This window comes from Streptomyces shenzhenensis, assembly GCF_021462265.1.
GTDB classification, from domain to species: domain Bacteria; phylum Actinomycetota; class Actinomycetes; order Streptomycetales; family Streptomycetaceae; genus Streptomyces; species Streptomyces shenzhenensis.
Window position 1 is genome coordinate 76,422 of the sequence record NZ_JAJONF010000019.1, and the last position, 22,093, is coordinate 98,514.

20 protein-coding genes and 1 pseudogene are annotated in these 22,093 nt (G+C 73.0%); 15 read left to right on the top strand and 6 right to left on the bottom strand.

What is annotated here, in order from left to right; translation table 11 throughout:
* Window positions 1-32 precede the first annotated feature (32 nt).
* The 4 genes and pseudogenes from LQ326_RS24200 to cobI all read left to right on the top strand — a co-directional run bounded on the left by LQ326_RS24200 (window position 33) and on the right by cobI (window position 5,171).
* Window positions 33-2,147: a putative cobaltochelatase gene (locus LQ326_RS24200; RefSeq protein WP_234539643.1), complete on the top strand. Its 2,115-nt coding sequence runs from the start codon at window positions 33-35 to the stop codon at window positions 2,145-2,147.
* On the top strand, window positions 2,147-2,746 hold the full coding sequence (gene cobO, locus LQ326_RS24205) for a cob(I)yrinic acid a,c-diamide adenosyltransferase (RefSeq protein ID WP_234539644.1): 600 nt from the start codon (window positions 2,147-2,149) through the stop codon (window positions 2,744-2,746). Before LQ326_RS24200 ends, cobO begins: the two co-directional genes overlap by 1 nt.
* Window positions 2,746-4,443 (top strand): annotated as a pseudogene (locus tag LQ326_RS24210) (cobyrinic acid a,c-diamide synthase CobB); the annotation flags it as partial. The gene cobO and the pseudogene LQ326_RS24210, both read left to right, overlap by 1 nt.
* On the top strand, window positions 4,440-5,171 hold the full coding sequence (gene cobI / locus LQ326_RS24215; protein ID WP_234539647.1) for a precorrin-2 C(20)-methyltransferase: 732 nt from the start codon (window positions 4,440-4,442) through the stop codon (window positions 5,169-5,171). The pseudogene LQ326_RS24210 and the gene cobI, both read left to right, overlap by 4 nt.
* Window positions 5,172-5,182: 11 nt before the next feature.
* Here cobI and LQ326_RS24220 read toward each other — a convergent pair whose 3' ends face one another.
* Window positions 5,183-5,911, bottom strand: a complete 729-nt coding sequence (locus LQ326_RS24220) for a ZIP family metal transporter (protein WP_234539649.1) — start codon at window positions 5,909-5,911, stop codon at window positions 5,183-5,185.
* A gap of 84 nt (window positions 5,912-5,995) precedes the next feature.
* Here LQ326_RS24220 and cobM point away from each other — a divergent pair, with 84 nt between their 5' ends.
* Genes cobM through cobC form a run of 6 tightly spaced genes read left to right on the top strand, consistent with a single transcriptional unit; the run spans window position 5,996 to window position 12,505 of the window.
* Window positions 5,996-6,844: a precorrin-4 C(11)-methyltransferase gene (gene cobM / locus LQ326_RS24225; RefSeq protein WP_234539650.1), complete on the top strand. Its 849-nt coding sequence runs from the start codon at window positions 5,996-5,998 to the stop codon at window positions 6,842-6,844.
* Window positions 6,841-8,190 carry a precorrin-6y C5,15-methyltransferase (decarboxylating) subunit CbiE gene (gene cbiE, locus LQ326_RS24230; protein WP_234539652.1) on the top strand — a complete coding sequence of 450 codons (1,350 nt, stop codon included), beginning with the start codon at window positions 6,841-6,843 and terminating at the stop codon, window positions 8,188-8,190. The genes cobM and cbiE overlap by 4 nt, the downstream gene beginning before the upstream one ends.
* Window positions 8,187-9,890 (top strand): precorrin-3B C(17)-methyltransferase, encoded by a 1,704-nt coding sequence (gene cobJ / locus LQ326_RS24235; RefSeq protein WP_234539653.1) that lies wholly within the window; start codon window positions 8,187-8,189, stop codon window positions 9,888-9,890. Before cbiE ends, cobJ begins: the two co-directional genes overlap by 4 nt.
* Entirely contained in the window at window positions 9,887-10,471 is a 585-nt protein-coding gene (locus LQ326_RS24240; RefSeq protein WP_234539654.1) for a precorrin-8X methylmutase, read from the top strand. Before cobJ ends, LQ326_RS24240 begins: the two co-directional genes overlap by 4 nt.
* Window positions 10,468-11,394 (top strand): sirohydrochlorin chelatase, encoded by a 927-nt coding sequence (locus tag LQ326_RS24245; RefSeq protein ID WP_234539655.1) that lies wholly within the window; start codon window positions 10,468-10,470, stop codon window positions 11,392-11,394. Before LQ326_RS24240 ends, LQ326_RS24245 begins: the two co-directional genes overlap by 4 nt.
* Window positions 11,384-12,505, top strand: a complete 1,122-nt coding sequence (cobC, locus tag LQ326_RS24250) for an Rv2231c family histidinol phosphate aminotransferase CobC (RefSeq protein ID WP_234539657.1) — start codon at window positions 11,384-11,386, stop codon at window positions 12,503-12,505. The genes LQ326_RS24245 and cobC overlap by 11 nt, the downstream gene beginning before the upstream one ends.
* Window positions 12,506-12,633: 128 nt before the next feature.
* Here cobC and LQ326_RS24255 read toward each other — a convergent pair whose 3' ends face one another.
* From LQ326_RS24255 to LQ326_RS24275, 5 genes are all read right to left on the bottom strand, one after another.
* Window positions 12,634-13,563: an SCO1860 family LAETG-anchored protein gene (locus LQ326_RS24255; RefSeq protein ID WP_234539658.1), complete on the bottom strand. Its 930-nt coding sequence runs from the start codon at window positions 13,561-13,563 to the stop codon at window positions 12,634-12,636.
* Between the two features lie 153 nt (window positions 13,564-13,716).
* Window positions 13,717-14,808 carry an amidohydrolase family protein gene (locus LQ326_RS24260; RefSeq protein WP_234539660.1) on the bottom strand — a complete coding sequence of 364 codons (1,092 nt, stop codon included), beginning with the start codon at window positions 14,806-14,808 and terminating at the stop codon, window positions 13,717-13,719.
* Window positions 14,809-14,851: 43 nt separating this feature from the next.
* Window positions 14,852-15,646, bottom strand: coding sequence for an amino acid ABC transporter ATP-binding protein (locus tag LQ326_RS24265; protein WP_234539661.1), 795 nt, complete (start codon window positions 15,644-15,646; stop codon window positions 14,852-14,854).
* On the bottom strand, window positions 15,643-16,479 hold the full coding sequence (locus LQ326_RS24270; protein ID WP_234539663.1) for an amino acid ABC transporter permease: 837 nt from the start codon (window positions 16,477-16,479) through the stop codon (window positions 15,643-15,645). Before LQ326_RS24270 ends, LQ326_RS24265 begins: the two co-directional genes overlap by 4 nt.
* On the bottom strand, window positions 16,476-17,330 hold the full coding sequence (locus LQ326_RS24275) for a transporter substrate-binding domain-containing protein (protein ID WP_234539664.1): 855 nt from the start codon (window positions 17,328-17,330) through the stop codon (window positions 16,476-16,478). The genes LQ326_RS24270 and LQ326_RS24275 overlap by 4 nt, the downstream gene beginning before the upstream one ends.
* Window positions 17,331-17,548: 218 nt before the next feature.
* Here LQ326_RS24275 and LQ326_RS24280 point away from each other — a divergent pair, with 218 nt between their 5' ends.
* From LQ326_RS24280 to thpD, 5 genes are all read left to right on the top strand, one after another.
* The gene (locus LQ326_RS24280) at window positions 17,549-18,649 is read left to right on the top strand and encodes a pyridoxal-phosphate-dependent aminotransferase family protein (RefSeq protein ID WP_234539666.1); all 1,101 of its coding nucleotides are present in this window, start codon (window positions 17,549-17,551) and stop codon (window positions 18,647-18,649) included.
* A gap of 289 nt (window positions 18,650-18,938) precedes the next feature.
* Entirely contained in the window at window positions 18,939-19,454 is a 516-nt protein-coding gene (gene ectA / locus LQ326_RS24285) for a diaminobutyrate acetyltransferase (RefSeq protein ID WP_181807995.1), read from the top strand.
* 11 nt (window positions 19,455-19,465) lie between these two features.
* The gene (gene ectB, locus LQ326_RS24290) at window positions 19,466-20,737 is read left to right on the top strand and encodes a diaminobutyrate--2-oxoglutarate transaminase (RefSeq protein WP_234539667.1); all 1,272 of its coding nucleotides are present in this window, start codon (window positions 19,466-19,468) and stop codon (window positions 20,735-20,737) included.
* A gap of 40 nt (window positions 20,738-20,777) precedes the next feature.
* A complete protein-coding gene (locus LQ326_RS24295) occupies window positions 20,778-21,176 on the top strand; it encodes an ectoine synthase (RefSeq protein ID WP_181807997.1) in 399 nt (132 codons plus the stop codon).
* 2 nt (window positions 21,177-21,178) lie between these two features.
* Window positions 21,179-22,066: an ectoine hydroxylase gene (thpD, locus tag LQ326_RS24300; protein WP_234539669.1), complete on the top strand. Its 888-nt coding sequence runs from the start codon at window positions 21,179-21,181 to the stop codon at window positions 22,064-22,066.
* Window positions 22,067-22,093 lie beyond the last annotated feature (27 nt).

Sequence of the window (22,093 nt, forward strand, 5' to 3'; positions counted from 1 at the left end):
CCGCCCGGCTCATCCGAAGGAGTGATCGCAGCGTGAGTACCCCGTTCCCGTTCACGGCCGTCGTCGGCCAGGACGACCTGCGGCTCGCGCTGCTGCTGAACGCCGTCTCCCCGGCGGTCGGCGGAGTGCTGGTGCGCGGCGAGAAGGGCACGGCGAAGAGCACCGCCGTACGCGCCCTCTCGGCGCTGCTGCCGGCCGTGGACGTCGTCGCCGGCTGCCGTTTCTCCTGCGACCCCGCCGCCCCGGACCCGGGCTGCCCGGACGGCCCGCACCCGCCGGGCGCCTACGAGTCCCGCCCCGCGCGCATGGTCGAACTGCCGGTCGGCGCCTCCGAGGACCGGCTGGTGGGCGCGCTCGACATCGAACGCGCCCTGGCGGAGGGCGTGAAGGCCTTCGAGCCGGGCCTGCTGGCCGACGCGCACCGCGGCATCCTCTACGTCGACGAGGTCAACCTCCTCCACGACCACCTGGTCGACCTGCTGCTGGACGCGGCCGCGATGGGCGCGTCGTACGTGGAGCGTGAGGGGGTGTCGGTCCGGCACGCGGCGCGTTTCCTGCTCGTCGGGACGATGAACCCGGAAGAGGGCGAACTGCGGCCGCAGTTGCTCGACCGGTTCGGCCTCACGGTCGAGGTGGCCGCCTCCCGCGAGCCCGACCAGCGGGTGGAGGTCGTACGGCGGCGCCTCGCGTACGACGACGATCCGCCGGGTTTCGCGACGCGTTGGGCCGGCGAGGAGGCCGCCGTACGCCAACGGATCATGGCGGCACGGGAGTTGCTGCCGTCGGTGCGGCTGGGCGACGGGGCGCTGCGGCAGATCGCGGCGACCTGCGCGGCCTTCGAGGTCGACGGCATGCGCGCCGACATCGTGATGGCCCGGACGGCGACCGCGCTGGCCGCGTGGGCCGGGCGGACCGAGGTGCTCGCCGAGGACGTACGGCAGGCGGCGCTGCTGGCGCTGCCGCACCGCAGGCGGCGCAATCCCTTCGACGCGCCCGGCCTCGACGAGGACAAGCTGGACCAGACTCTGGAGGAGTTCTCCGGGGAGTCCGGGGAGTCCGGGGAGTCCGGGGACGGCGATCCGGATCCGGACGGTCCCGGCGGGGGCGGCGGGGGCGGCGGGGGCGGCGGGCAGCCGCGGCCCGGCGAGGGGCCGCAGGGCGACGGTGGCACGGGCGGTGCCGCCCGGCCCGAGGCCGGGGAGGGCGACGGCGTGCCGCGGCAGGCCGGGGGCGGGGAGCAGGCTCCCGTACGGGCCGCCGAGCCCTTTCGCACCAAGGTGCTGAGTGTGCCGGGGATCGGCGAGGGGGCCGCCGGGCGGCGGTCCCGGGCGCGCACCGAGCACGGGCGGACCACCGGTGCGCGACGGCCGCGCGGCGCCCTGACCAAGCTGCACCTGGCGGCGACCGTGCGGGCCGCCGCCCCGCATCAGCGGGCGCGCGGACGGTCCGGGCCGGGGCTGGTGCTCCGCCGGGACGATCTGCGGCAGGCGACCCGGGAGGGCCGCGAGGGCAACCTCGTGCTCTTCGTGGTCGACGCGTCCGGGTCGATGGCGGCCCGGCAGCGGATGGGCGCCGTGAAGGGTGCCGTGCTGTCGCTGCTGCTCGACGCGTATCAGCGGCGCGACAAGGTGGGGCTGGTGACGTTCCGGGGCGCGGCCGGCGAGGTGGCGCTGCCGCCGACGTCGTCGGTGGAGGCTGCGGCGGCCCGCCTGGAGTCGCTGCCGACGGGCGGGCGTACACCGCTCGCCGCCGGGCTGCTCAAGGCGCATGACGTGCTGCGGGTGGAGCGGCTGCGGGATCCGGCGCGGCGGGCGCTGGTCGTCGTGGTGACGGACGGGCGGGCCACCGGTGGAGGGGCGGCGCGAGCGGGGTCCCCCCGGCCTTTCGGCTCTGGGGAAGCCTCCGGCCGGGGTGGTGGCCGGGCGGCGGCTGGGACGGATCCGGTCGCCCTCGCCGGGCGGGCGGCCCGGCTGTTCGCCGCCGACGGGGTCGCCTCGGTGGTCGTGGACTGCGAGTCGGGGCCCGTGCGGCTGGGGCTCGCCGGGCAGTTGGCGGGTGAGCTGGGCGGTACGGCGGTGACGCTCGACGAACTGCGGGCGGACTCGATCGCCGGGCTGGTCAAGGACGTACAGAGGAGGGCCGCGTAATGCCGCAGGGACAGCCGAGTGTGGTGCCTGACGACGGTCTGACGACCCGGCAGCGCCGTAACCGGCCGTTGGTGGTCGTGCACACGGGCGTCGGGAAGGGCAAGTCCACCGCCGCCTTCGGGCTCGCGCTGCGGGCCTGGAACCAGGGGTGGCCGATCGGGGTGTTCCAGTTCGTCAAGTCGGCGAAGTGGAAGGTCGGCGAGGAGAACGCGCTGCGGGTGCTGGGCGCCTCCGGCGAGGGCGGCTCCGTCGACTGGCACAAGATGGGCGAGGGCTGGTCGTGGGTCCAGCGCGACGCGCAGCTGGACAACGAGGAGAAGGCCCGGGAGGGCTGGGCGCAGGTCAAGCGGGACCTCGCCGCCGAGACGTACCGGCTGTACGTGCTGGACGAGTTCGCGTACCCGATGCACTGGGGGTGGGTCGACACGGACGAGGTGGTCTCGGTGCTGCGGGACCGTCCGGGGACGCAGCACGTGGTCATCACCGGGCGGAACGCGCCCCCACAGCTCGTCGACTTCGCCGATCTGGTCACCGACATGTCCAAGGTCAAGCACCCGATGGACGTGGGGCAGAAGGGGCAGAGGGGTATCGAGTGGTGACGTCCTCGTCCGTGCCCCGGCTGGTCGTCGCCGCGCCCTCCTCGGGCAGCGGCAAGACCACCGTCGCCACGGGGCTGATGGCCGCTTTCGCCGCGCGGGGGCTCGCCGTGTCCCCGCACAAGGTCGGGCCGGACTACATCGACCCCGGGTACCACGCGCTCGCGACCGGGCGGGTGGGGCGGAACCTCGACGCGTACCTGTGCGGGCCGGAGCTGATCGGTCCGCTGTTCGCGCACGGTGCGCGAGGGTGTGACCTGGCCGTCGTCGAGGGTGTGATGGGGCTGTACGACGGGGCCGCGGGGGAAGGGGAGCTGGCGTCCACGGCTCAGGTGGCGAAGCTGCTGCGGGCGCCGGTGGTGCTGGTCGTGGACGCGTCGTCGCAGTCGAGGTCGGTGGCGGCGCTGGTGCACGGATTCGCGTCGTGGGATCCGCAGGTGCGGGTGGGGGGCGTGATTCTGAACAAGGTGGGGTCGGACCGGCACGAGGCGTTGCTGCGGGAGGCGCTGGAGGCGTCGGGGGTGCCGGTGTTCGGGGTGCTGCGGCGGGTGGCGCAGGTGGGTACGCCGTCGCGGCATCTGGGGCTGGTGCCGGTGGCGGAGCGGCGGGGGGAGGCGGTTGCGGCGGTCGCCGCGATGGCTGCGCAGGTCGCCGACGGGTGTGATCTGGAGGGGCTGATGAGGTTGGCGCGGGGGGCCGGGGAGGTGCCGGGTGCGGCGTGGGACGCGGCTGAGGCGCTGGTTTCCTCGCCCCCGCCGCCCCTGCCCTACCCGTCCCCAGGGGCTGCCGCCCCTTCGCCCCCGCCTTCGGGGGCTGCCGCCCCCGGACCCCCGCATCGGCCTGAACGGCCTCGTCCTCAAACGCCGGACGGGCTGGAGGGAGTGCGGACCGCCCTTCGTCCTCAGACACCGGACGGGCCGGAGGGAGTGCAGGCCGGCCTTCGTCCTCAGACACCGGACGGGCCGGAAGGGGTACGGACCGCCCTTCGTCCTCAGACACCGGACAGGCCGGAAGGGGCACGGGACGCCCTTCGTCCCCAGACACCGGACACGCCGGTGGGAGGCAGGGGCGGCCTTCGTCGTCAGACACCGGATGTGCGGGTCAGGGTCGCTGTTGCCGGTGGCGCCGCCTTCAGTTTCTCCTATGCCGAGCATGTCGAGCTGCTTGCCGCTGCCGGAGCCGAGGTCGTGGTGTTTGATCCGCTTCGGGACGAGCGGCTGCCCGAGGAGACGCGCGGGCTGGTGATCGGGGGCGGGTTTCCCGAGGTGTACGCCGGGGAGCTGTCGGCCAACGAGTTGCTGCGGAAGGACGTCGCCGCGCTGGCGGAGCGTGGCGGGCCGGTGGCCGCCGAGTGTGCGGGGCTGCTGTATCTGTGCCGGGAGCTGGACGGGGTGCCCATGTGCGGGGTGCTGGACGCGCGGGCGCGGATGTCGGAGCGGCTCACGCTGGGGTACCGGGACGCCGTCGCCGTGAGCGACAGCGTGCTGGCCGTCGCCGGTACGCGTCTGCGGGGGCACGAGTTCCACCGGACGGTGGTGGAGCCGGGAGCGGGGGCGGTTCCCGCCTGGGGGGTGCGCACGCCCCGGCCGCGTGTCGAAGGTTTCGTACAGCGGGGTGTGCACGCCAGTTACCTGCACACGCACTGGGCGTCCGAGCCCGGTGTGGCCCGAAGGTTCGTGGAGAGGTGCCGGACGTCATGAGCAGCAGGCTGATCGGAGTCGGGGTGGGGCCCGGTGACCCGGAGCTGGTGACCGTGAAGGGGGTCAACGCCCTGCGCGCGGCCGATGTCGTCGTGGTGCCGGTCATGGACAGCGGTGAGCGGGGGCGGGCCGAGGCCACCGTGCTCCACTACGTCGGCGAGGAGAAGGTCGTACGGGTCGTCTTCGCGCTGAACGAGCGCAGTGACCGGGGGCGGCGGGAGGCTGCCTGGGACGCGGCGGGGGCCGCGGTGGCCGAGCTGCTGCGGGGGCAGGGGGTGGTCGCCTTTGCCACGATCGGGGACCCGAATGTCTATTCGACGTTCACCTATCTCGCGCAGACCATCGTCGGGCTGGTGCCCGGCGTGGTCGTCGAGACCGTGCCCGGGATCACCGCCATGCAGGACCTCGCCGCGCGCTCCGGGGCGGTGCTCACCGAGGGGACCGAGCCGCTGACGCTGGTGCCGGTGACGGCGGGGGCCGAGGTGCTCAAGGAGGCGCTGAGCGGGCCGGGGACGGTCGTGGCGTACAAGTTCGGACGGCAGGCCGGTGCGGTCGTGGCGGCGCTGCGGGAGGCCGGGCGGGTCGACGACGCCGTGTGGGGGTCCGCGCTGGGGCTGGCGGAGGAGTCCATCCGGCCCGCCGCCGAGCTGGACGGCGCCGCGCTGCCGTACCTGTCCACGCTCATCGCGCCGCCGCGCCGGGACGGCGGCAGAGGCGGGAAGCTGTGAACCGGCGGGCGTCAGCCGGATATGCCCACCACCAGCCAGATGAACGCCGCGCCGGCCACCGTGCACAGCAGCGTCGAGCGGGCCGGGTGTTCGTGGTGGGCCTCCGGAAGGATCTCCGCGGCGGCCAGGTAGAGCAGGACGCCGCCGAAGAGGCCGATATAGCCGCCGAGCAGGGCCTCGGGGATGGTGAAGAAGATCGTGGAGAGGGCACCGAGGACCGGTGCGCAGGCGTCGGCGACCAGCATCGATATCGCCCGGCGCCGCGCGTTGCCGTACAGGCTCGTGATCGTGAACGTGTTGAAGCCGTCCGCGAAGTCGTGGGCGATGACCGCGAGCGCGACCGCCGTGCCCATGCCACCGCCCACCTGGAAGGCCGCGCCGATCGCCACGCCGTCCATGGCGCTGTGGCCGACCATCGCGCTGGCCGCCGTCAGGCCCACCTCCGGCGCCCGGTGACCGTCCTCCTCGCCACCGTGCGCGGCCTGGCGGAGGGCCAGGGTGCGCTCCACCAGATGGGCCAGCAGGAAGCCGGCCACGAACAGCAGCAGGGCGGCCGGTACGCCGAAGACCGGCCGGCCGGCCGCGCGCAGCGCCTCCGGCAGCAGGTCGAGGCCGACCACCCCGAGCATCAGACCGCCGGCCAGGCCCAGGACCAGGTGACGACGGTCGGTCACACGCTGTGCCGTCCAGCCGCCGGCCAGCGTCATCAGGAACGCGCCAAGCGCGACGAAGACCGCCATGTGCCCTTGCTATCCGATCAACCCGCCTCAGCGCACATTCTGCGGCGCCCGTAACACCCTTTGTCCAGAGAGGACCGATTTTTCATGGCCGATGCCGCTGCCTCAGCCACCGCCTCCGGCGACGCGACCACCGGCAAGGTGACCTTCGTCGGTGCCGGCCCCGGCGCCGCCGATCTGCTGACGTTCCGGGCCGCGCGGGCGATCGCCGAGGCCGACGTGGTGATCTGGGCCGCGAGCCTGGTCCAGGCGGAGGTCCTTGAGCACGCGCGCGAGGACGCGGAGATCCTCGATTCCGCGACGATGTCGCTGGAGGACGTCGTCGCCGTGTACGAGCGGGCCCGTGCCGAGGGGCTGCGGGTCGCCCGGATCCACTCCGGGGACCCGGCCCTGTGGGGCGGTACGCAGGAGCAGGTCGACCGGTGTGCCGGGATCGGTGTCGAGGTCGAGATCGTGCCCGGTGTCTCCTCCTTCTCGGCCGTGGCCGCGCTGGCCCGGCGCGAGCTGACCATTCCCGAGGTGGCGCAGTCCGTCGTGCTCACCCGGCTCGGCGGCGGCAAGACGCCGATGCCACCGGGCGAGGAGGTGCGGGAGTTCGCCCGGCACGGGACCACCATGGCGGTCTTCCTCTCCGCCGCGCGCAGCGGACAGCTGGTGCGCGAGCTGCTGGAGGGCGGCTACCCGACCTCCACCCCGGTCGTCGTCGCGTATCAGGCGACCTGGCCGGAGGAGCTGATCGTGAAGTGCACGATCGGGACGCTGGAGGAGACGGTCAAGGAGCACAGGCTCTGGAAGCACACCCTCTTCCTGGTCGGCCCGGCCCTGGACGCCCACGGCACCCGCTCGCACCTCTACCACCCCGGCCACTTCCACGGCTTCCGCAGGGCCGACCCCGAGGCGCGGCGGGCGCTGCGCGAGCGGGGGGCGAGTACGTGATCACGGTCGTCGGTACGGGGACGGGCGCGCCGCTTCCGCCGGACGTGCTGACCGGCGCCCGGCTGGTCGTCGGGGGGCGGCGCCATCTGGAGGCCGTGCGGCTGCCCGAGGGGGCCGAGCGGATCGTCCTCGGGCCGCTGGCGCCCGCCCTGGACACCATCGAGGAGTACGTCGGCAAGGACCGGCCCGTGACCGTGCTGGCCTCGGGGGATCCGGGGTTCTTCGGGATCGTGCGGGTGCTCGCCGAGCGGTTCGGGAAGGAGACGCTGGACGTCCGCCCCGGGGTGTCCTCCGTCGCCACGGCCTTCGCACGGATCGGGCTGCCCTGGGACGACGCGGTGGTGGTGAGCGCGCACGGGCGGGAGCCGCGTACCGCGGTCAACGTGTGCCGGGCGCGTCCGAAGGTGGCGGTGCTGACCGGACCCGGGGCGGGTCCGGCGGAACTGGGGGCGGCACTGCGGCACGCCTTCGGCACCCACGAGGCCACGTCCGCACCCGCGGCTCGCGCGCGGGTCCTCGTCGTCGCCTCGGCGCTCGGCTCCGCGCGGGAGCGCGTCGAGTGGGTCACCCCCGCCGAAGCCGCCGCCCGGGACTGGGGGCCGGACGTCAGCGTGGTGCTGTGCCTCGACGAGACGCGGACCCGGGTACCGGGTGCCGTGCGGACGGTGGCCGGCGGCCGGGCGGAGCCCGCCGGGTGGGCCCTGGACGAGGACGAGTTCGCGCACCGCGACTCGATGATCACCAAGTTCGAGGTACGGGCGCTGGCCCTGGCCCGGCTCGGGCCCCGGCTGGGCGACCTGGTCTGGGACGTCGGCGCGGGGTCGGGATCGGTGGCCGTGGAGTGCGCGCGTCTCGGCGCCGCCGTCGTGGCCGTGGAGAAGGCGGCGGACGGGGTCGCGCGGATCGCCGCCAACGCCCGGGCGCACGGCGTGTACGTGGACGTGGTGCACGGCTCGGCGCCCAAGGCCCTGGCCGTGCTCCCCGACCCCGACGCCGTGTTCGTCGGGGGCGGGGGCCGTGACCTGCCCGCCGTCGTCGACGCCTGCGCGCGCCGCGCCCGGCGGACGGTGGTGGTGGCGATGGCCGCCCTGGACCGGGTGCCGGCGGCGCGTGCGGCGCTCACCGGTGCCGGGTTCTCCTGCGACGGGGTGCTGCTGCAGTCCTCCCGTCTCGCGCCGCTGCCGGGCGAGGTGACCCGGCTGGCGGCGGCCAATCCCGTGTTCCTGCTGTGGGGGTCCAGGATCCCCGTTCCCGAAGAAGTTTCCGAAGACGCTTCCGAAGACGGTTGCGAAGACGGTTGCGAAGACGGATCCACGGACGGATCCGAAGAAGGAGTTGCCCAGTGATCGGCCTCATTTCCGCCACCGCGGCGGGGGCGGCGGCGCGCGACCGGCTGGCCGCGGCGTGGCCGGACCGCACGCGGGTGTACGACGGTCCCGTCAAGGACGCCGTACGGTCCGCGTTCGCGGAGTGCGAGCAACTGGTCTGTTTCCTGGCCACGGGTGCGGTGGTCCGGCTGATCGCCCCGCTGCTGGGCGCGAAGGCGACCGACCCGGGTGTGGTGTGCGTCGACGAGGGCGGCCGGTTCGCCGTGTCGCTGGTCGGGGGGCACGGCGGCGGTGCGAACGAACTCGCCCGCGCGGTGGGTGAGTCGCTGGCCGCGCAGCCGGTGGTGACCACCGCGACCGACGCGGTCGGGCTGCCCGGACTCGACACCCTCGGCTTCCCGGTCGAGGGCGCGGTGGCGGCCGTGTCGCGGGCCCTGCTGGACGGCGAACCGGTGGCGCTGCGCGCCGAGTCGGCGTGGCCGCTGCCCCCGTTGCCGCTGACGGAGGAGGGCGCCCACGTCGTCCGGGTGACCGACCGCGCGGTCGAACCCGCCGGGAACGAGGTGCTGTTGCGCCCGCCGTCCCTCGTGGTCGGCGTCGGTGCCTCCAGGGGCGCCCCCGCCGACGAGGTGCTCGGGCTCGTCGAGGACGCGTTGCGGGACGCGGGCCTGTCCCCGCGCAGCGTCGCCGAACTCGCCACCGTCGACGCCAAGGCCGAGGAGCCCGGGATCGTCACGGCGGCCGCGCGGCTCGGGGTCCCGCTGGTGACGTACTCCGCCGGGGAGCTGGCCGGGATCCGGGTCCCCAACCCCTCGGACGCTCCCCGCACCGCCGTCGGCACCCCCTCCGTCGCCGAGGCGGCGGCGCTCGCGCGGGGCGGTGAACTCCTCGTGCCCAAGCGGAAGTCGCGGCGGCCGGACGGCCGGCCCGCCATGGCGACCTGCGCCGTCGTACGACGTCCCGCGCGCGGCCGGCTCGCGGTGGTCGGGCTCGGCCCCGGTGCCCGGGACCTGCTCACCCCGCGGGCCAGGGCCGAACTCCGGCGTGCCGCCGTGCTCGTGGGCCTCGACCAGTACGTCGACCAGATCCGTGACCTGCTGCGGCCCGGCACCCGGATCCTGGAGTCGGGGCTCGGTGCCGAGGAGGAGCGGGCGCGTACCGCGGTCGCCGAGGCGCGCGCCGGGCATGCCGTCGCGCTCATCGGCAGCGGGGACGCCGGCGTGTACGCCATGGCCTCCCCCGCGCTCGCCGAGGCGTCGGACGACGTCGACGTGATCGGCGTACCCGGGGTCACGGCCGCGCTCGCCGCCGGGGCGATCCTGGGCGCGCCGCTCGGCCACGACCATGTCTCGATCAGCCTGTCCGACCTGCACACGCCGTGGGAGGTCATCGAGCGCCGGGTGCGCGCGGCGGCCGAGGCGGACATCGTCGTGACGTTCTACAACCCGCGCTCCCGGGGCCGCGACTGGCAGCTTCCCAAGGCACTGGCGATCCTCGCCGGGCACCGGGAGCCGACGACGCCCGTCGGTGTCGTACGCAACGCCTCACGCCCCGACGAGTCGAGCCGGCTGACTACCCTGGGCGAGCTGGACCCGGCGTGGGTCGACATGATGACCGTCGTGACCGTGGGCAACACCGCCACCCGGAACATCGCCGGGCGGATGGTCACCCCGCGCGGCTACCGCTGGCAGGAGAGCGCTCAGGAGGAGGGCAGGTGAACCGCGTGGTCCACCCCATCGAGCAGGAGTCCTTCCGGCGGCTGCGCGCCCGCCTGGACACCTCGCACTTCCCGCCGCTGACCCGGGCGGTGGTGGAGCGGGTCATCCACTCCGCCGCCGACCTGGAGTACGCGACCGACCTGGTGACCGACGAGGACGACCTGGTGAAGGCGCACGCGGCGCTGCACGCCGGGGCGCCGGTCGTCGTGGACGTGGAGATGGTCGCCGCCGGGATCACCCGCCGGGAGACGGTGTGCCGGCTGCGCGACGCCAAGGCCGGTCCGGGGCTGACCCGTTCGGCGCACGCGATCCGGCTCGCCCACGAGCAGGTCGGGCCGGGCGCCCTGTGGGTGATCGGCAACGCGCCGACCGCCCTGGAGGAGCTGCTGACGCTGGACGCCTCCCCCGTGCTCGTCATCGGGCTGCCCGTCGGTTTCGTCGGCGCGGCCGAGTCCAAGGCCGCGTTGCGGGCGAGCGGGCTGCCCGCCGTCAGCAACGTGTCCGAGAAGGGCGGCTCGGCGGTCGCCGCCGCCGCGCTCAACGCCCTGCTGTACCACCCCACTTCCGAGGAGACGCTGTGACCACCCCGCCCGCCCTGCTCATCGCCGGCCACGGCACCCGGGACGACGCCGGGGCCGGGGCGTTCCGCGACTTCGTACGGGAGCTGGGGCGCCGCCACCCCGAACTGCCCGTCGCGGGCGGCTTCATCGAGCTGTCCCCGCCGCCGCTCGGCGACGCCGTGGCCGAGCTGGTGGAGCGGGGGGTGCGGCGGTTCGCCGCGGTGCCGCTGATGCTGGTCTCCGCCGGGCACGCCAAGGGCGACATCCCGGCCGCGCTGGCGCGGGAGAAGGAGCGGCACCCGGGGATCTCGTACACCTACGGCCGTCCGCTGGGCCCGCACCCCGCCCTGCTGTCGGTCCTCGAGCGGCGCCTGGACGAGGCGCTGGGCGGCTCCCCGCGGGCCGGGCAGGACCGCGCCGAGGTGACCGTGCTGCTGGTGGGCCGCGGTTCGACGGACCCCGACGCCAACGCCGAGGTGCACAAGGCGGCCCGGCTGCTGTGGGAGGGGCGCGGGTACGCCGGTGTGGAGACCGCGTTCGTGTCGCTGGCGGCGCCGGACGTGCCGAGCGGGCTCGACCGGTGTCTGAAACTGGGGGCGCGCCGGATCGTCGTCCTGCCGTACTTTCTCTTCACCGGGATCCTGCCGGACCGGGTGCGGCACCAGACCGAGAGCTGGGCGGCGGCGCACCCGGAGGTCGAGGTGCGTTCGGCGGACGTCATCGGGCCCGAGCCGGAACTGCTCGACCTGGTGCTGGAGCGGTACCGGGAGGCGGTCGAAGGTGATCTGCGGATGAACTGCGACTCGTGCGTGTACCGGATCGCGCTGCCCGGCTTCGAGGACAAGGTCGGACTGCCCCAGCAGCCGCACTTCCACCCGGACGACGACACTCATCCCCACGGACACGGACACCATCACCATGGCGGGCACGCGCATGCGCACTGAGGACGGTTCCGGCGGCCCCGGAGGCGGCAGAGGCTCCGCGGAGGCGGGAGGTGCCGGGGACGGGCACGATCTGCGGCACCACGGCGATGCCGAGGTCCGCGACGGCGGCCCGGCGCTTGTCGACCTCGCGGTCAACGTGCGCACCGGCACCCCTCCCGGCTGGCTGCGGGAGCGGATAGCCGAGTCGCTGGGCGGGCTCGCGGCCTACCCGGACGGCCGGGCGGCCCGGGCGGCGGTCGCGGCGCGGCACGGTCTGCCGGTGGAACGGGTGCTGCTGACGGCGGGCGCGGCGGAGGCGTTCGTCCTGCTGGCGCGGGCGCTGAAGGTGCGCCGGCCGGTGGTGGTGCATCCGCAGTTCACCGAGCCGGAGGCGGCGCTGCGGGACGCCGGGCACACCGTGGACCGGGTGCTGCTGCGCGAGGCGGACGGGTTCCGGCTCGATCCGGCGGCCGTCGCGGAGGACGCCGACCTGGTGGTGATCGGCAATCCGACCAACCCGACGTCGGTGCTGCATCCGGCGGAGACGATCGTCCGGCTGGCCCGCCCCGGGCGGACCTTGGTGGTCGACGAGGCGTTCATGGACGCGGTGCCCGGTGAGCGGGAGGCGCTGGCCGGGCGGACGGATGTGCCGGGTCTGGTGGTGCTGCGCAGTCTGACGAAGACGTGGGGGCTGGCGGGGCTGCGGATCGGGTACCTGCTGGCCGCGCCGGAGATCGTCACCGAGCTGGCGCGGGCACAGCCGTTGTGGCCGGTGTCCACGCCGGCGCTGGCGGCGGCCGAGGCGTGCGTGGCGCCCCGCGCGCTGGCGGAGGCGGCGCACGCGGCGCACCGTGTCGCCGCCGACCGGGCCCATCTGGTGGCGGGCCTTGAGGAGTTCGCGCCGGAAGGGGTACGGGTGGCGGGGCCGGCGGAGGGGCCGTTCGTGCTCGTCCGGATGGCGCAGGCGGCGGCCGTGCGACGGCAGCTTCGGGTGTTGGGGTACGCCGTCCGGCGCGGGGACACGTTTCCCGGGCTGGACGAGGAGTGGGTGCGGATCGCGGTGCGGGACCGGGTGACGGTGAACCGGTTTCTGCTGGCGCTTGATCAGGCGTTGGTGTTCGTACGCGGGTGAGGTGAGGGGCCGGGGAACCGCGGGCCGTCACGCGCGTGCGGGTGCGTTGTGGCCGGTCGTGCCCGCGCGGCGGTAGCCGGACATCGACTACCGCCCCGCGCCCCGTTGGGGCGCCTCAGTGGGCGTTTCTAGGAACGCCTGCGGCGCGCGAGGAACACCGCTCCCCCGCCCGCCGCTACGAGCACGAGCGCTCCTCCCGCCACGTACGGCGTCGCCGAACTGCCGCCCGTCTCCGCCAGCTTCGTCTCCTTCGCCGGAGCACCCTGCACCTTCACGTCGGACACCGGATCGCCCGGGTCGGCCGGATCGCTCGGGTCGCTCCGGTCGGTCGCGGGGGCCTGCGGTGTTTCGCAGGTCGCCTTCGCCAGGGTCAGGGTGCCCTCCACCTCGGCCACGTTGAGCTTCAACGGGTTGACGGAGACCTTGAGTTCGAGGGCGACGGCCGCCGCCGACGTCGATGTCGTCTCGCGCCTGGACAGGTCGAGGCGGACCTCGCCGACGCCGGGGACCCTGACGTCGGTGGGGCCGCCCGCGCTCAGCGTGACACGTCTGCCGAGCACGGTGACGGCGCCGAGGACGTTGGCGGAGGCCTCCGGCCGCTTGCCGGTCTCGCAGGTGGCCTTGGAGGTGACCGTGTCGACTTCGACGAGGGACAGCAGGGGCAGGCCCGGCAGGTGCAGCCGGGCGTGGGCGAGGTGGACGGAGGCCTCGGCACGGCCGGCCGTGACCGTCGCCTTCGCCGCGGCGGCGTCCGCGCCGAGGACGTTGAACGGCTTGCCGCCGTCCACGCCGTCGAGGGTCGCGGTCAGCGCGGTCCGGTCGGCGTTCTGCGGTGCCTGGACCTGGTTCAGGGAGACCGCGAGCGGGACGTTCACGGCCTTGTCGAGGAGGGAGACGTCCAGGCCGGTGCGCAGGACGACCGCGGTGGCCCGGCCGTGGCCGGTGGTCGCGTGTGCGGTGCCCGCGCCGGCCACGGCCGCGGGACCGGCGGCGAGGGCCGTGGCCGTCGCGAGGGTCGCGAGGCGGCGTGCGGGCAGACGGAATGTGTGGCTGTTCAAGGTGGTGGGACCCCCAGAGGAAACTTGCTCGGGACCCGCCAAGAATTACGCACTGTGGGTGAACAGGCGGCGATCCTGCGTTACTTCACCCGATAGTGGACTTTCCGTTCACGCATTCGAGTCGGTGAGCACAGGCGTTCCCTTACTCGACGACTACTCGACGACCTGCCCGTTCAGCACCACCCGGCGGGGGGCCGCGAGGACGCGTACGTCGGCGCGCGGGTCGCTCTCGTACACCACCAGGTCCGCCGGTGCGCCCTCCTCCAGACCGGGCCTGCCGAGCCAGGCACGGGCCGCCCAGCTGGTCGCCGCGAGCGCGTCCAGGGGCGGGATCCCGGCGGTGACGAGCTCGGCGACCTCGTCCGCGACCAGGCCGTGGGCGAGCGAGCCGCCGGCGTCGGTGCCGACGAAGACCGGGATGCCGGCGTCGTAGGCGTTCCGGACGGTGTCGTAACGGCGCTCGTGGAGCCGGCGCATATGGGCCGACCAGCGCGGGAACCTGGTGTCGCCGCCCGCCGCGAGCTGCGGGAAGGTGGCGATGTTGACGAGGGTGGGGACGATCGCGACGCCACGGGAGGCGAAGAGGGGGATCAGCTCCTCCGTCAGGCCGGTGGCGTGCTCGATGCAGTCGATGCCGGCCTCGACCAGGTCCTGGAGCGAGTTCTCGGCGAAGCAGTGCGCGGTGACCCGGGCGCCGAGCCGGTGTGCCTCGGCGATGGCCGCCTCGACGGCGTCGCGGGGCCAGCTGGGGGCCAGGTCGCCGAGGTCGCGGTCGATCCAGTCGCCGACCAGCTTGACCCAGCCGTCGCCGCGCCGGGCCTCCTGGGCGACGTACTCGACCAGGTCCGCCGGCTCGATCTCGTGGGCGAAGTTCCTTATGTAGCGGCGGGTGCGGGCGATGTGCCGGCCGGCCCGGATGATCTTCGGGAGGTCGTCGCGGTCGTCGACCCAGCGGGTGTCGGAGGGCGAGCCGGCGTCCCGGATGAGGAGGGTGCCGGCCTCGCGGTCGGTGCGGGCCTGCTTCTCGGCCGTCGCCGCGTCCACCGGGCCGTGCGGGCCGAGGCCGACGTGGCAGTGGGCGTCGACGAGACCGGGGAGCGCCCAGCCCGCCACGGTCCGGATGTCACGGGCGCCGGCGGGACGGCCGTAGGAGACCCGGCCGTCCACCACCCACAGTTCGTCGCGGACGTCCTCGGGGCCCACGAGGACCCTGCCCTTCACGTGCAGCACCGCCTGATCGCTCATGGGGCTCAGCCTAGGACGACCGGCAGGCCCGCATCGAAGGGGCTCAGCCGCCGGCCCCGCCCGCCCGGTCGGAGCCCTCCTCCTCCACCTGGGCCATGGCCGGATCCAGGAGCCGGGAGAGGAAGTGGCGGGTGCGCTCGTGCAGGGGGGCGCCGATGACCTGGTCCGGGGTGCCGTCCTCGACCACGACTCCGCCGTCCATGAAGACGACCCGGTCGGCGACCTCGCGGGCGAAGGTCATCTCGTGGGTGACCACCATCATGGTCATGCCCTCCCGCGCCAGCATCCGCATGACCGCCAGGACGTCCCCGACCAGCTCCGGGTCGAGGGCCGACGTCGGCTCGTCGAAGAGCATCACCTCGGGGCCCATGGACAGCGAGCGGGCGATCGCCACCCGCTGCTGCTGACCGCCGGAGAGGGAGGCGGGGTAGGCGTCCGCCTTTTCGGACAGACCCACGCGGGCGAGGTTCTCCGCGGCGACCCGTGCCGCCGTCGCCCTGTTCCTGCGCAGCACCCGGCGCTGCGGCAGGGTGAGGTTCTCGGCCACCGTGAGGTGCGGGAACAGGTTGAACTGCTGGAAGACCATGCCGATCCGGCGGCGTACGGCGTCGATGTCGACGTCCGGATCCGTCAACTCGGTGCCGCCGACGAACACCTGCCCCCGGGTGGGCTCTTCGAGGAGGTTGACGCACCGGAGCAACGTGGACTTGCCGGAACCGGACGGGCCGATCACGCACACGACCTCGCCCTGACCGATCTCCAGATCGATGCCGCGCAGCACCTCGTTGTCGCCGAAGGACTTGTGCAGGCCCTTCACCACGATCTCGGGTCGGCTCATCTGACGGCCTCCTGGGCCTTCGCCTCCATACGGCGGACGACGAAGCCGAGCGGGATCGTGACCAGCAGGTAGCACAGGCCGGCGACGAGGATCGGCGTGGAGTTGGCGGTCGTACTGGCCAGGTCGCGGCCGTACTTGGACAGTTCGCGCTCCTCCAGGGTGACGCCGAGGAAGAGGACGAGGGAGGAGTCCTTGAAGAGGAGCACCAGTTCGTTGGTGAGCGGCGGGAGGATGATGCGGAACGCCTGCGGGATGACGATCGAGACCATGGCGCGGGCGGGTGAGAAGCCCAGCGAACGGGCCGCTTCCGTCTGTCCCCTGGGGACCGCCTGGATGCCCGCGCGGATCGTCTCGGCCATGTAGGCGGCGGCGACCAGGCCGAGCGCGAGGGCCACCTTGCCGTAGGTGCCGCCGACGATCTCGGTGCCGGGGAAGGCGAGCGGGACGGCGACGCCGATGAAGATGAAGATCAGCAGGGCGGGCAGGCCGCGGAAGATCTCGATGTAGACGCCGGCCAGCCAGCGGTAGGGGCCGACCGACGACAGCCGCATCAGCGCGATCACCATGCCGAGGGCCAGTCCGACGACGAAGCCGGACAGGGTGTAGAGCACGGTGTTCTTCAGCGCCAGCGTGATGACGTCCGGGAACATCTGCCGGGCGATGTCCCACTGGGCGAACTGGTTCCGCAGCCGTCCCCAGTCGGCGCCGGCCGCGAAGGCGGTCACGGCGGCGACGAAGACGGCGTACTGGGCGCCGCGCGACAGCCGGCGCCGCTGCCTCCGGGTCAGGCCCTTCCTGCGAGGCTTGAGTTCCGTCCCGGTGTCCACGGTCATGAGGCGGCGGGGGACGCGGCCGAGGCGTCGTAGGGGCCGATCCACTTCTCGTACAGCTTCTTGTACGTGCCGTCGGCCTTGGCGCCGGCGATCGCCTTGTTGACGGCGGCGAGCAACTTGGTGTTGCCCTTCTTCACGGTGAAGCCGTACTGCTCACCGGTGTTGATGTCGCCGGCGATCCGGAAGGCGTTGGCGTTGGCCTTGTCCTTGAGCCAGCCCTGGACCACCGGGTAGTCGATGACGACGGCCTTGACCTGGCCGGTGCGCAGGCCGCTCAGGACGGCGTCGGAGGACTCGAAGGAGACCGGGTCGAAGCCCTGCTTGCTGACGTAGTCCTCGCCGGTGGTCTGCGCCTGGGCGCCCAGCCGGACCTTCTTGGCCTTGGCGTCGGCGAGCGAGGTGATGCCGCTGCTCCTGCCGACCAGGAGGGCCTGGGTGGCGTCGAAGTACGGGTCGGAGAAGTCGACGTTCTTCTTGCGCTCCGCGGTGATGGTCATGCCAGCCGCGGCCAGGTCGCACTCGCCGGAGTTGAGGAAGGCGCCGGTCTTGAAGTTCTCGAACGGCGTGTCGACGATCTGCTGCCGTACGCCGAGGTTCTTGGCGACCAGGTCGATCATCGACACGTCGAAGCCCTGCACCTTGCCGTCGATCTCCGACTGGAACGGCGGGTACGGCAGGTGGGTACAGGTGGTGAGCCGGCCGGCCTTGACCAGTTCGACCCCGCCCGCCGCTGTCCTGGAGGCGCTGGAGCCGTTGCCGCTCGACGTGCAGCCGGCCACGAGGGCCAGCCCGGCCGCGGCGGTGACGGCGGCCAGGGCGCGAGCCCGGCGGCTCCCGAGGAGCGTGGTCACGAGACCTCCCGTGGGTCTGTGGGGGCTCCCCGCGAAACTGTGGGGGAGCTGTGGATTCCGATCCTGCGGGTTCCGATTATAAGGAAATGTTTGGGTCTCTCAAACCAATCCGATGGTGCTGGAGCCGTTTGACCTGAGAACTCGCCGGTCAGAGGGGGCGGGCGACGCCGGTTACGCTCGTCCTGATCCGCCCTTTCGCGAGCAAGGAGAGCCCCGTCGTGACCCACCCCTTCCTCGACCTGCCCCCGCTGACCGCCGCCCGCTTCGCCGCGATCGAGGACCGGGTCGCCCGGCTCCTCGGCACCCGCCAGGACGTCGTGATCACGCAGGGCGAGGCGCTGCTGCCGCTGGAGGGCGCGATCAGGGCGACGGCCGGGCCGGGGACGACCGCGCTGAACGTGATCACCGGTCCGTACGGGCAGACGTTCGGGGACTGGCTGCGGGACTGCGGCGCGACGGTGATCGACCTCGCGGTGCCGTTCCACACGGCGGTGACGGCCGGACAGGTCCGGGAGGCGTTCGCCGCGCACCCGGAGATCGACTTCGTCTCGCTGGTGCATGCGGAGGCGGCGACCGGCAACACCAACCCGGTCGCGGAGATCGGCGAGGCGGTACGGGAGCAGCGCGCCCTCTTCTACCTGGACGCGGTCGCCTCGGTCGGCGCCGAGCCGGTGCTGCCGGACGCGTGGGGCGTGGACCTGTGCGTGATCGGGGCCCAGAAGGCGATGGGCGGTCCGGCGGGCGTCTCGGCGGTCTCGGTGAGCGAGCGGGCGTGGGCCCGGATGGCCGCGAACCCGAACGCCCCGCGCCGCTCCTACCTCTCCCTGCTGGACTGGAAGGAGCGCTGGATCGACGGCGGCCGCAAGGCGCTGCCGCACGCGCCGGCGCAACTGGAGATGCTGGCGCTGGAGGCGTGTGTGGAGCGGATCGAGGCGCAGGGGCTGGCGACCGTGACGGCCCGGCACCGCACGGCGGCGCTGGCCACCCGGGCCGGTGCGGTGGCCCTGGGCGGCGGCCTGGAGCCGTACGTGTACGCGGAGTCGGACGCGGCGCCGGTCGCCACGACGCTGCGGGTGCCGTCGGGCGTGGTGGCGTCGGAACTCGTCGCCGAGGCCCTGGCGGGTGACGGCACCCTTCCGCTGGCCGCGGGCGGGGGCGCCCTGGCCCAGGAGATGATCCGGGTCAACCACTACGGGACGGACGCGACGGCCGACGCCGTCCGGTCGAGCCTGGCGGCGCTCGGCGCGGGGCTGGCGAAGCGAGGGCTGGCGGTGGACCCGGAGGGGGCCCGGCGGACGGTGGAGTCCGTCTGGCGGTAGCGGGCCGCCACCCTTCTTCGGGAGCGCATACAAGGCGTTACCGGCGCCTGAATTCAAGGAAATTCCGAATTCCTTTTCGATGGTTGGCTTACCCGAGTTCTTCTGCCCGCTTTTTGCGGAGCTAAACCAAGTGAATTTCATCCGGGTTTCAACCCTGTGACGCACTCCACATGATCGGTGATTTGCCCGTTTTATGGCGGGAAATATCGCCCCATACCGACAGTACGGTTCAAGCCACCGACGGCACCTGCCGTGCGTTTTTGTATTTGCCTCGCTAAATTCAATCCGCATGACTGCCGCACAAGCAGACCTGATCGTCGACCGCCCGCTGGTGACCGACGGGGCCGCTCTCTGGCGTATCGCCCAGGATTCCGGATCCCTCGATCTGAACTCCTCGTACAGCTATCTGCTGTGGTGCCGGGATTTCGCCGGCACCTCGGCGGTGGCGCGCGGCGCGGACGGCGAGCCCGTCGGGTTCGTGACCGGATACACCCGGCCGGACCGGCCGGACACGCTGCTCGTCTGGCAGGTGGCCGTGGACGCCGCGCAGCGCGGGCGCGGCATCGCGGCGCGACTGCTGGACGGGCTCACGGCACGGGTGGCGGCCGACCGGCCGCTGACCGCCGTCGAGACCACCATCACCCCCGGCAACACCGCCTCCGAGCGCCTGTTCACCTCGTACGCCGCCCGGCACGGCGCCGCCGTGGAGCGCTCGGTGCTGTTCGAGGCCGGGGAGTTCCCCGACGGTCCGCACGCCCCCGAAGTCCTGTACCGCATCGGCCCCTTGACCCCCACATCGCACTGAGGAGCCCCGCCGTGACCATCACCCAGCCCGATCTCAGCGTCTTCGAGACCCTGGAGTCCGAGGTCCGCAGCTACTGCCGCGGCTGGCCCACCGTCTTCGACCGGGCCCGGGGCAGCCGCATGTACGACGAGGACGGACACGAGTACCTCGATTTCTTCGCCGGCGCCGGGTCGCTCAACTACGGCCACAACAACCCCGTGCTGAAACGGGCGCTGCTCGACTACCTGGAGCGCGACGGGGTCACCCACGGCCTCGACATGTCGACCACGGCCAAGCGGTCGTTCCTGCAGACCTTCCAGGAACTGGTGCTGCGGCCACGCGCGTTGCCGTACAAGGTCATGTTCCCGGGGCCGACGGGGACGAACGCCGTCGAGTCGGCGCTCAAGCTCGCCCGGAAGGTGAAGGGGCGCGAGGCGATCGTGTCGTTCACCAACGCCTTCCACGGGATGTCCCTCGGGTCCCTCGCGGTCACCGGCAACGCCTTCAAGCGGGCCGGGGCCGGGATCCCGCTGGTGCACGGGACGCCGATGCCGTTCGACAACTACTTCGACGGGACCGTGCCGGACTTCCTCTGGTTCGAGCGGCTCCTCGAGGACCAGGGGTCCGGGCTCAACAAGCCGGCCGCGGTGATCGTGGAGACCGTGCAGGGCGAAGGCGGCATCAACGTGGCCCGGCCCGAGTGGCTGCGTGCCCTCAAGGCGCTCTGCGAGCGGCAGGACATGCTGCTGATCGTCGACGACATCCAGATGGGCTGCGGGCGCACCGGCGCCTTCTTCTCCTTCGAGGAGTCGGGCATCGTCCCCGACATCGTCACGGTCTCGAAGTCCATCAGCGGCTACGGGCTGCCCATGTCCCTGTGCCTGTTCCGGCCCGAGCTGGACGTGTGGGAGCCCGGCGAGCACAACGGCACGTTCCGCGGCAACAACCCCGCCTTCGTCACCGCGACCGCCGCCCTGGAGACCTACTGGGCCGACGGGCCGGCGATGGAGAAGCAGACCCGGGCCAAGGGCGAGCAGGTCGAGCAGGGGCTCATCGCGATCGTCGAGGAGAACCTCGCCGACGTGCGGGAGTACCGGGGGCGGGGTCTGGTGTGGGGCCTGGAGTTCCACGAGAAGGAGCGGGCCGGGCGCATCGCCCGGCGGGCCTTCGAACTCGGGCTGCTCATCGAGACGTCGGGGCCGGAGAGCGAGGTCGTCAAGCTGCTGCCCGCCCTGACCGTCACCCCGGACGAACTGGACGAGGGGCTGAGCATCGTCGCCCGGGCCGTCCGCGAAACCGTCTGACACCTCTGACCGGATCGAAACAAGGAGGCTGTACACCACCGTGATCGTCCGTTCGTTCAAGGAGACCGAAGGCACCGACCGGCATGTGAAGTCGGCGTCCGGCACATGGGAGAGCAAACGCGTCGTCCTCGCGAAGGAGCGGGTCGGCTTCTCGCTGCACGAGACGATCCTGTACGCGGGCACCGAGACGTCGATGTGGTACGCCAACCACGTCGAGGCCGTCGTCTGCGTCGAGGGCGAGGCCGAGCTGACCGACCACGAGACCGGGACGTCGTACACGATCACGCCCGGCACCATGTACCTCCTCGACGGGCACGAGCGGCACTCGCTGCGCGTCAAGGAGGACTTCCGGTGCGTCTGCGTGTTCAACCCGCCGGTCACCGGCCGGGAGGACCACGACGAGAACGGCGTCTATCCCCTGCTGACGGAGGAGGGCTGACCATGACCACCGTCACCGACCTGTACCCGAGCCGCGGCCCCGTCGAGGTCGCCGTCCCCCGCAAGGACCCGGTCGTCTGGTCGGCGCCCGGCGCGCCCGGCCCGATCGCCGGGGACCAGCTGGCGGCGTTCGAGCGCGACGGCTTCCTCACCGTCGACCAGCTCCTCGCCGACGACGAGGTCGCCGGGTACCGGCGGGAGCTGGAGCGGCTGATCGACGACCCGGCGGTCCGGGCCGACGAACGCTCCGTCGTGGAGCCGAAGTCCAAGGAGATCCGGTCCGTCTTCGAGGTGCACCGGATCAGCGAGGTGTTCGCGAACCTGGTGCGCGACGAGCGGGTGGTCGGCCGGGCCCGGCAGATCCTGGGCTCGGACGTGTACGTCCACCAGTCCCGGATCAACGTCAAGCCGGGGTTCGGCGCCAGCGGCTTCTACTGGCACTCGGACTTCGAGACCTGGCACGCCGAGGACGGCCTGCCGAACATGCGCACGGTGTCCGTCTCGATCGCGCTGACCGAGAACCACGACACCAACGGCGGCCTGATGATCATGCCGGGCTCGCACCGGACGTTCCTGGGCTGCGCCGGCGCCACGCCCGAGGACAACTACAAGAAGTCGCTGCAGATGCAGGACGCCGGCACCCCTTCCGACGAGGCCCTGACGGAACTGGCCTTCCGGCACGGCATCAAGCTGTGCACCGGCAGGGCGGGTTCGGCGACCTGGTTCGACTGCAACTGCATGCACGGATCCGGCGACAACATCACGCCGTTCCCGCGCAGCAACGTCTTCATCGTGTTCAACAGCGTGGAGAACACGGCGGTGGAACCGTTCGCGGCACCGGTGCGCCGGCCTGAGTTCATCGGGGCACGGGACTTCACGCCGATCCGCTGAGCCCGTACCGCGGTACACCGGTCCTGG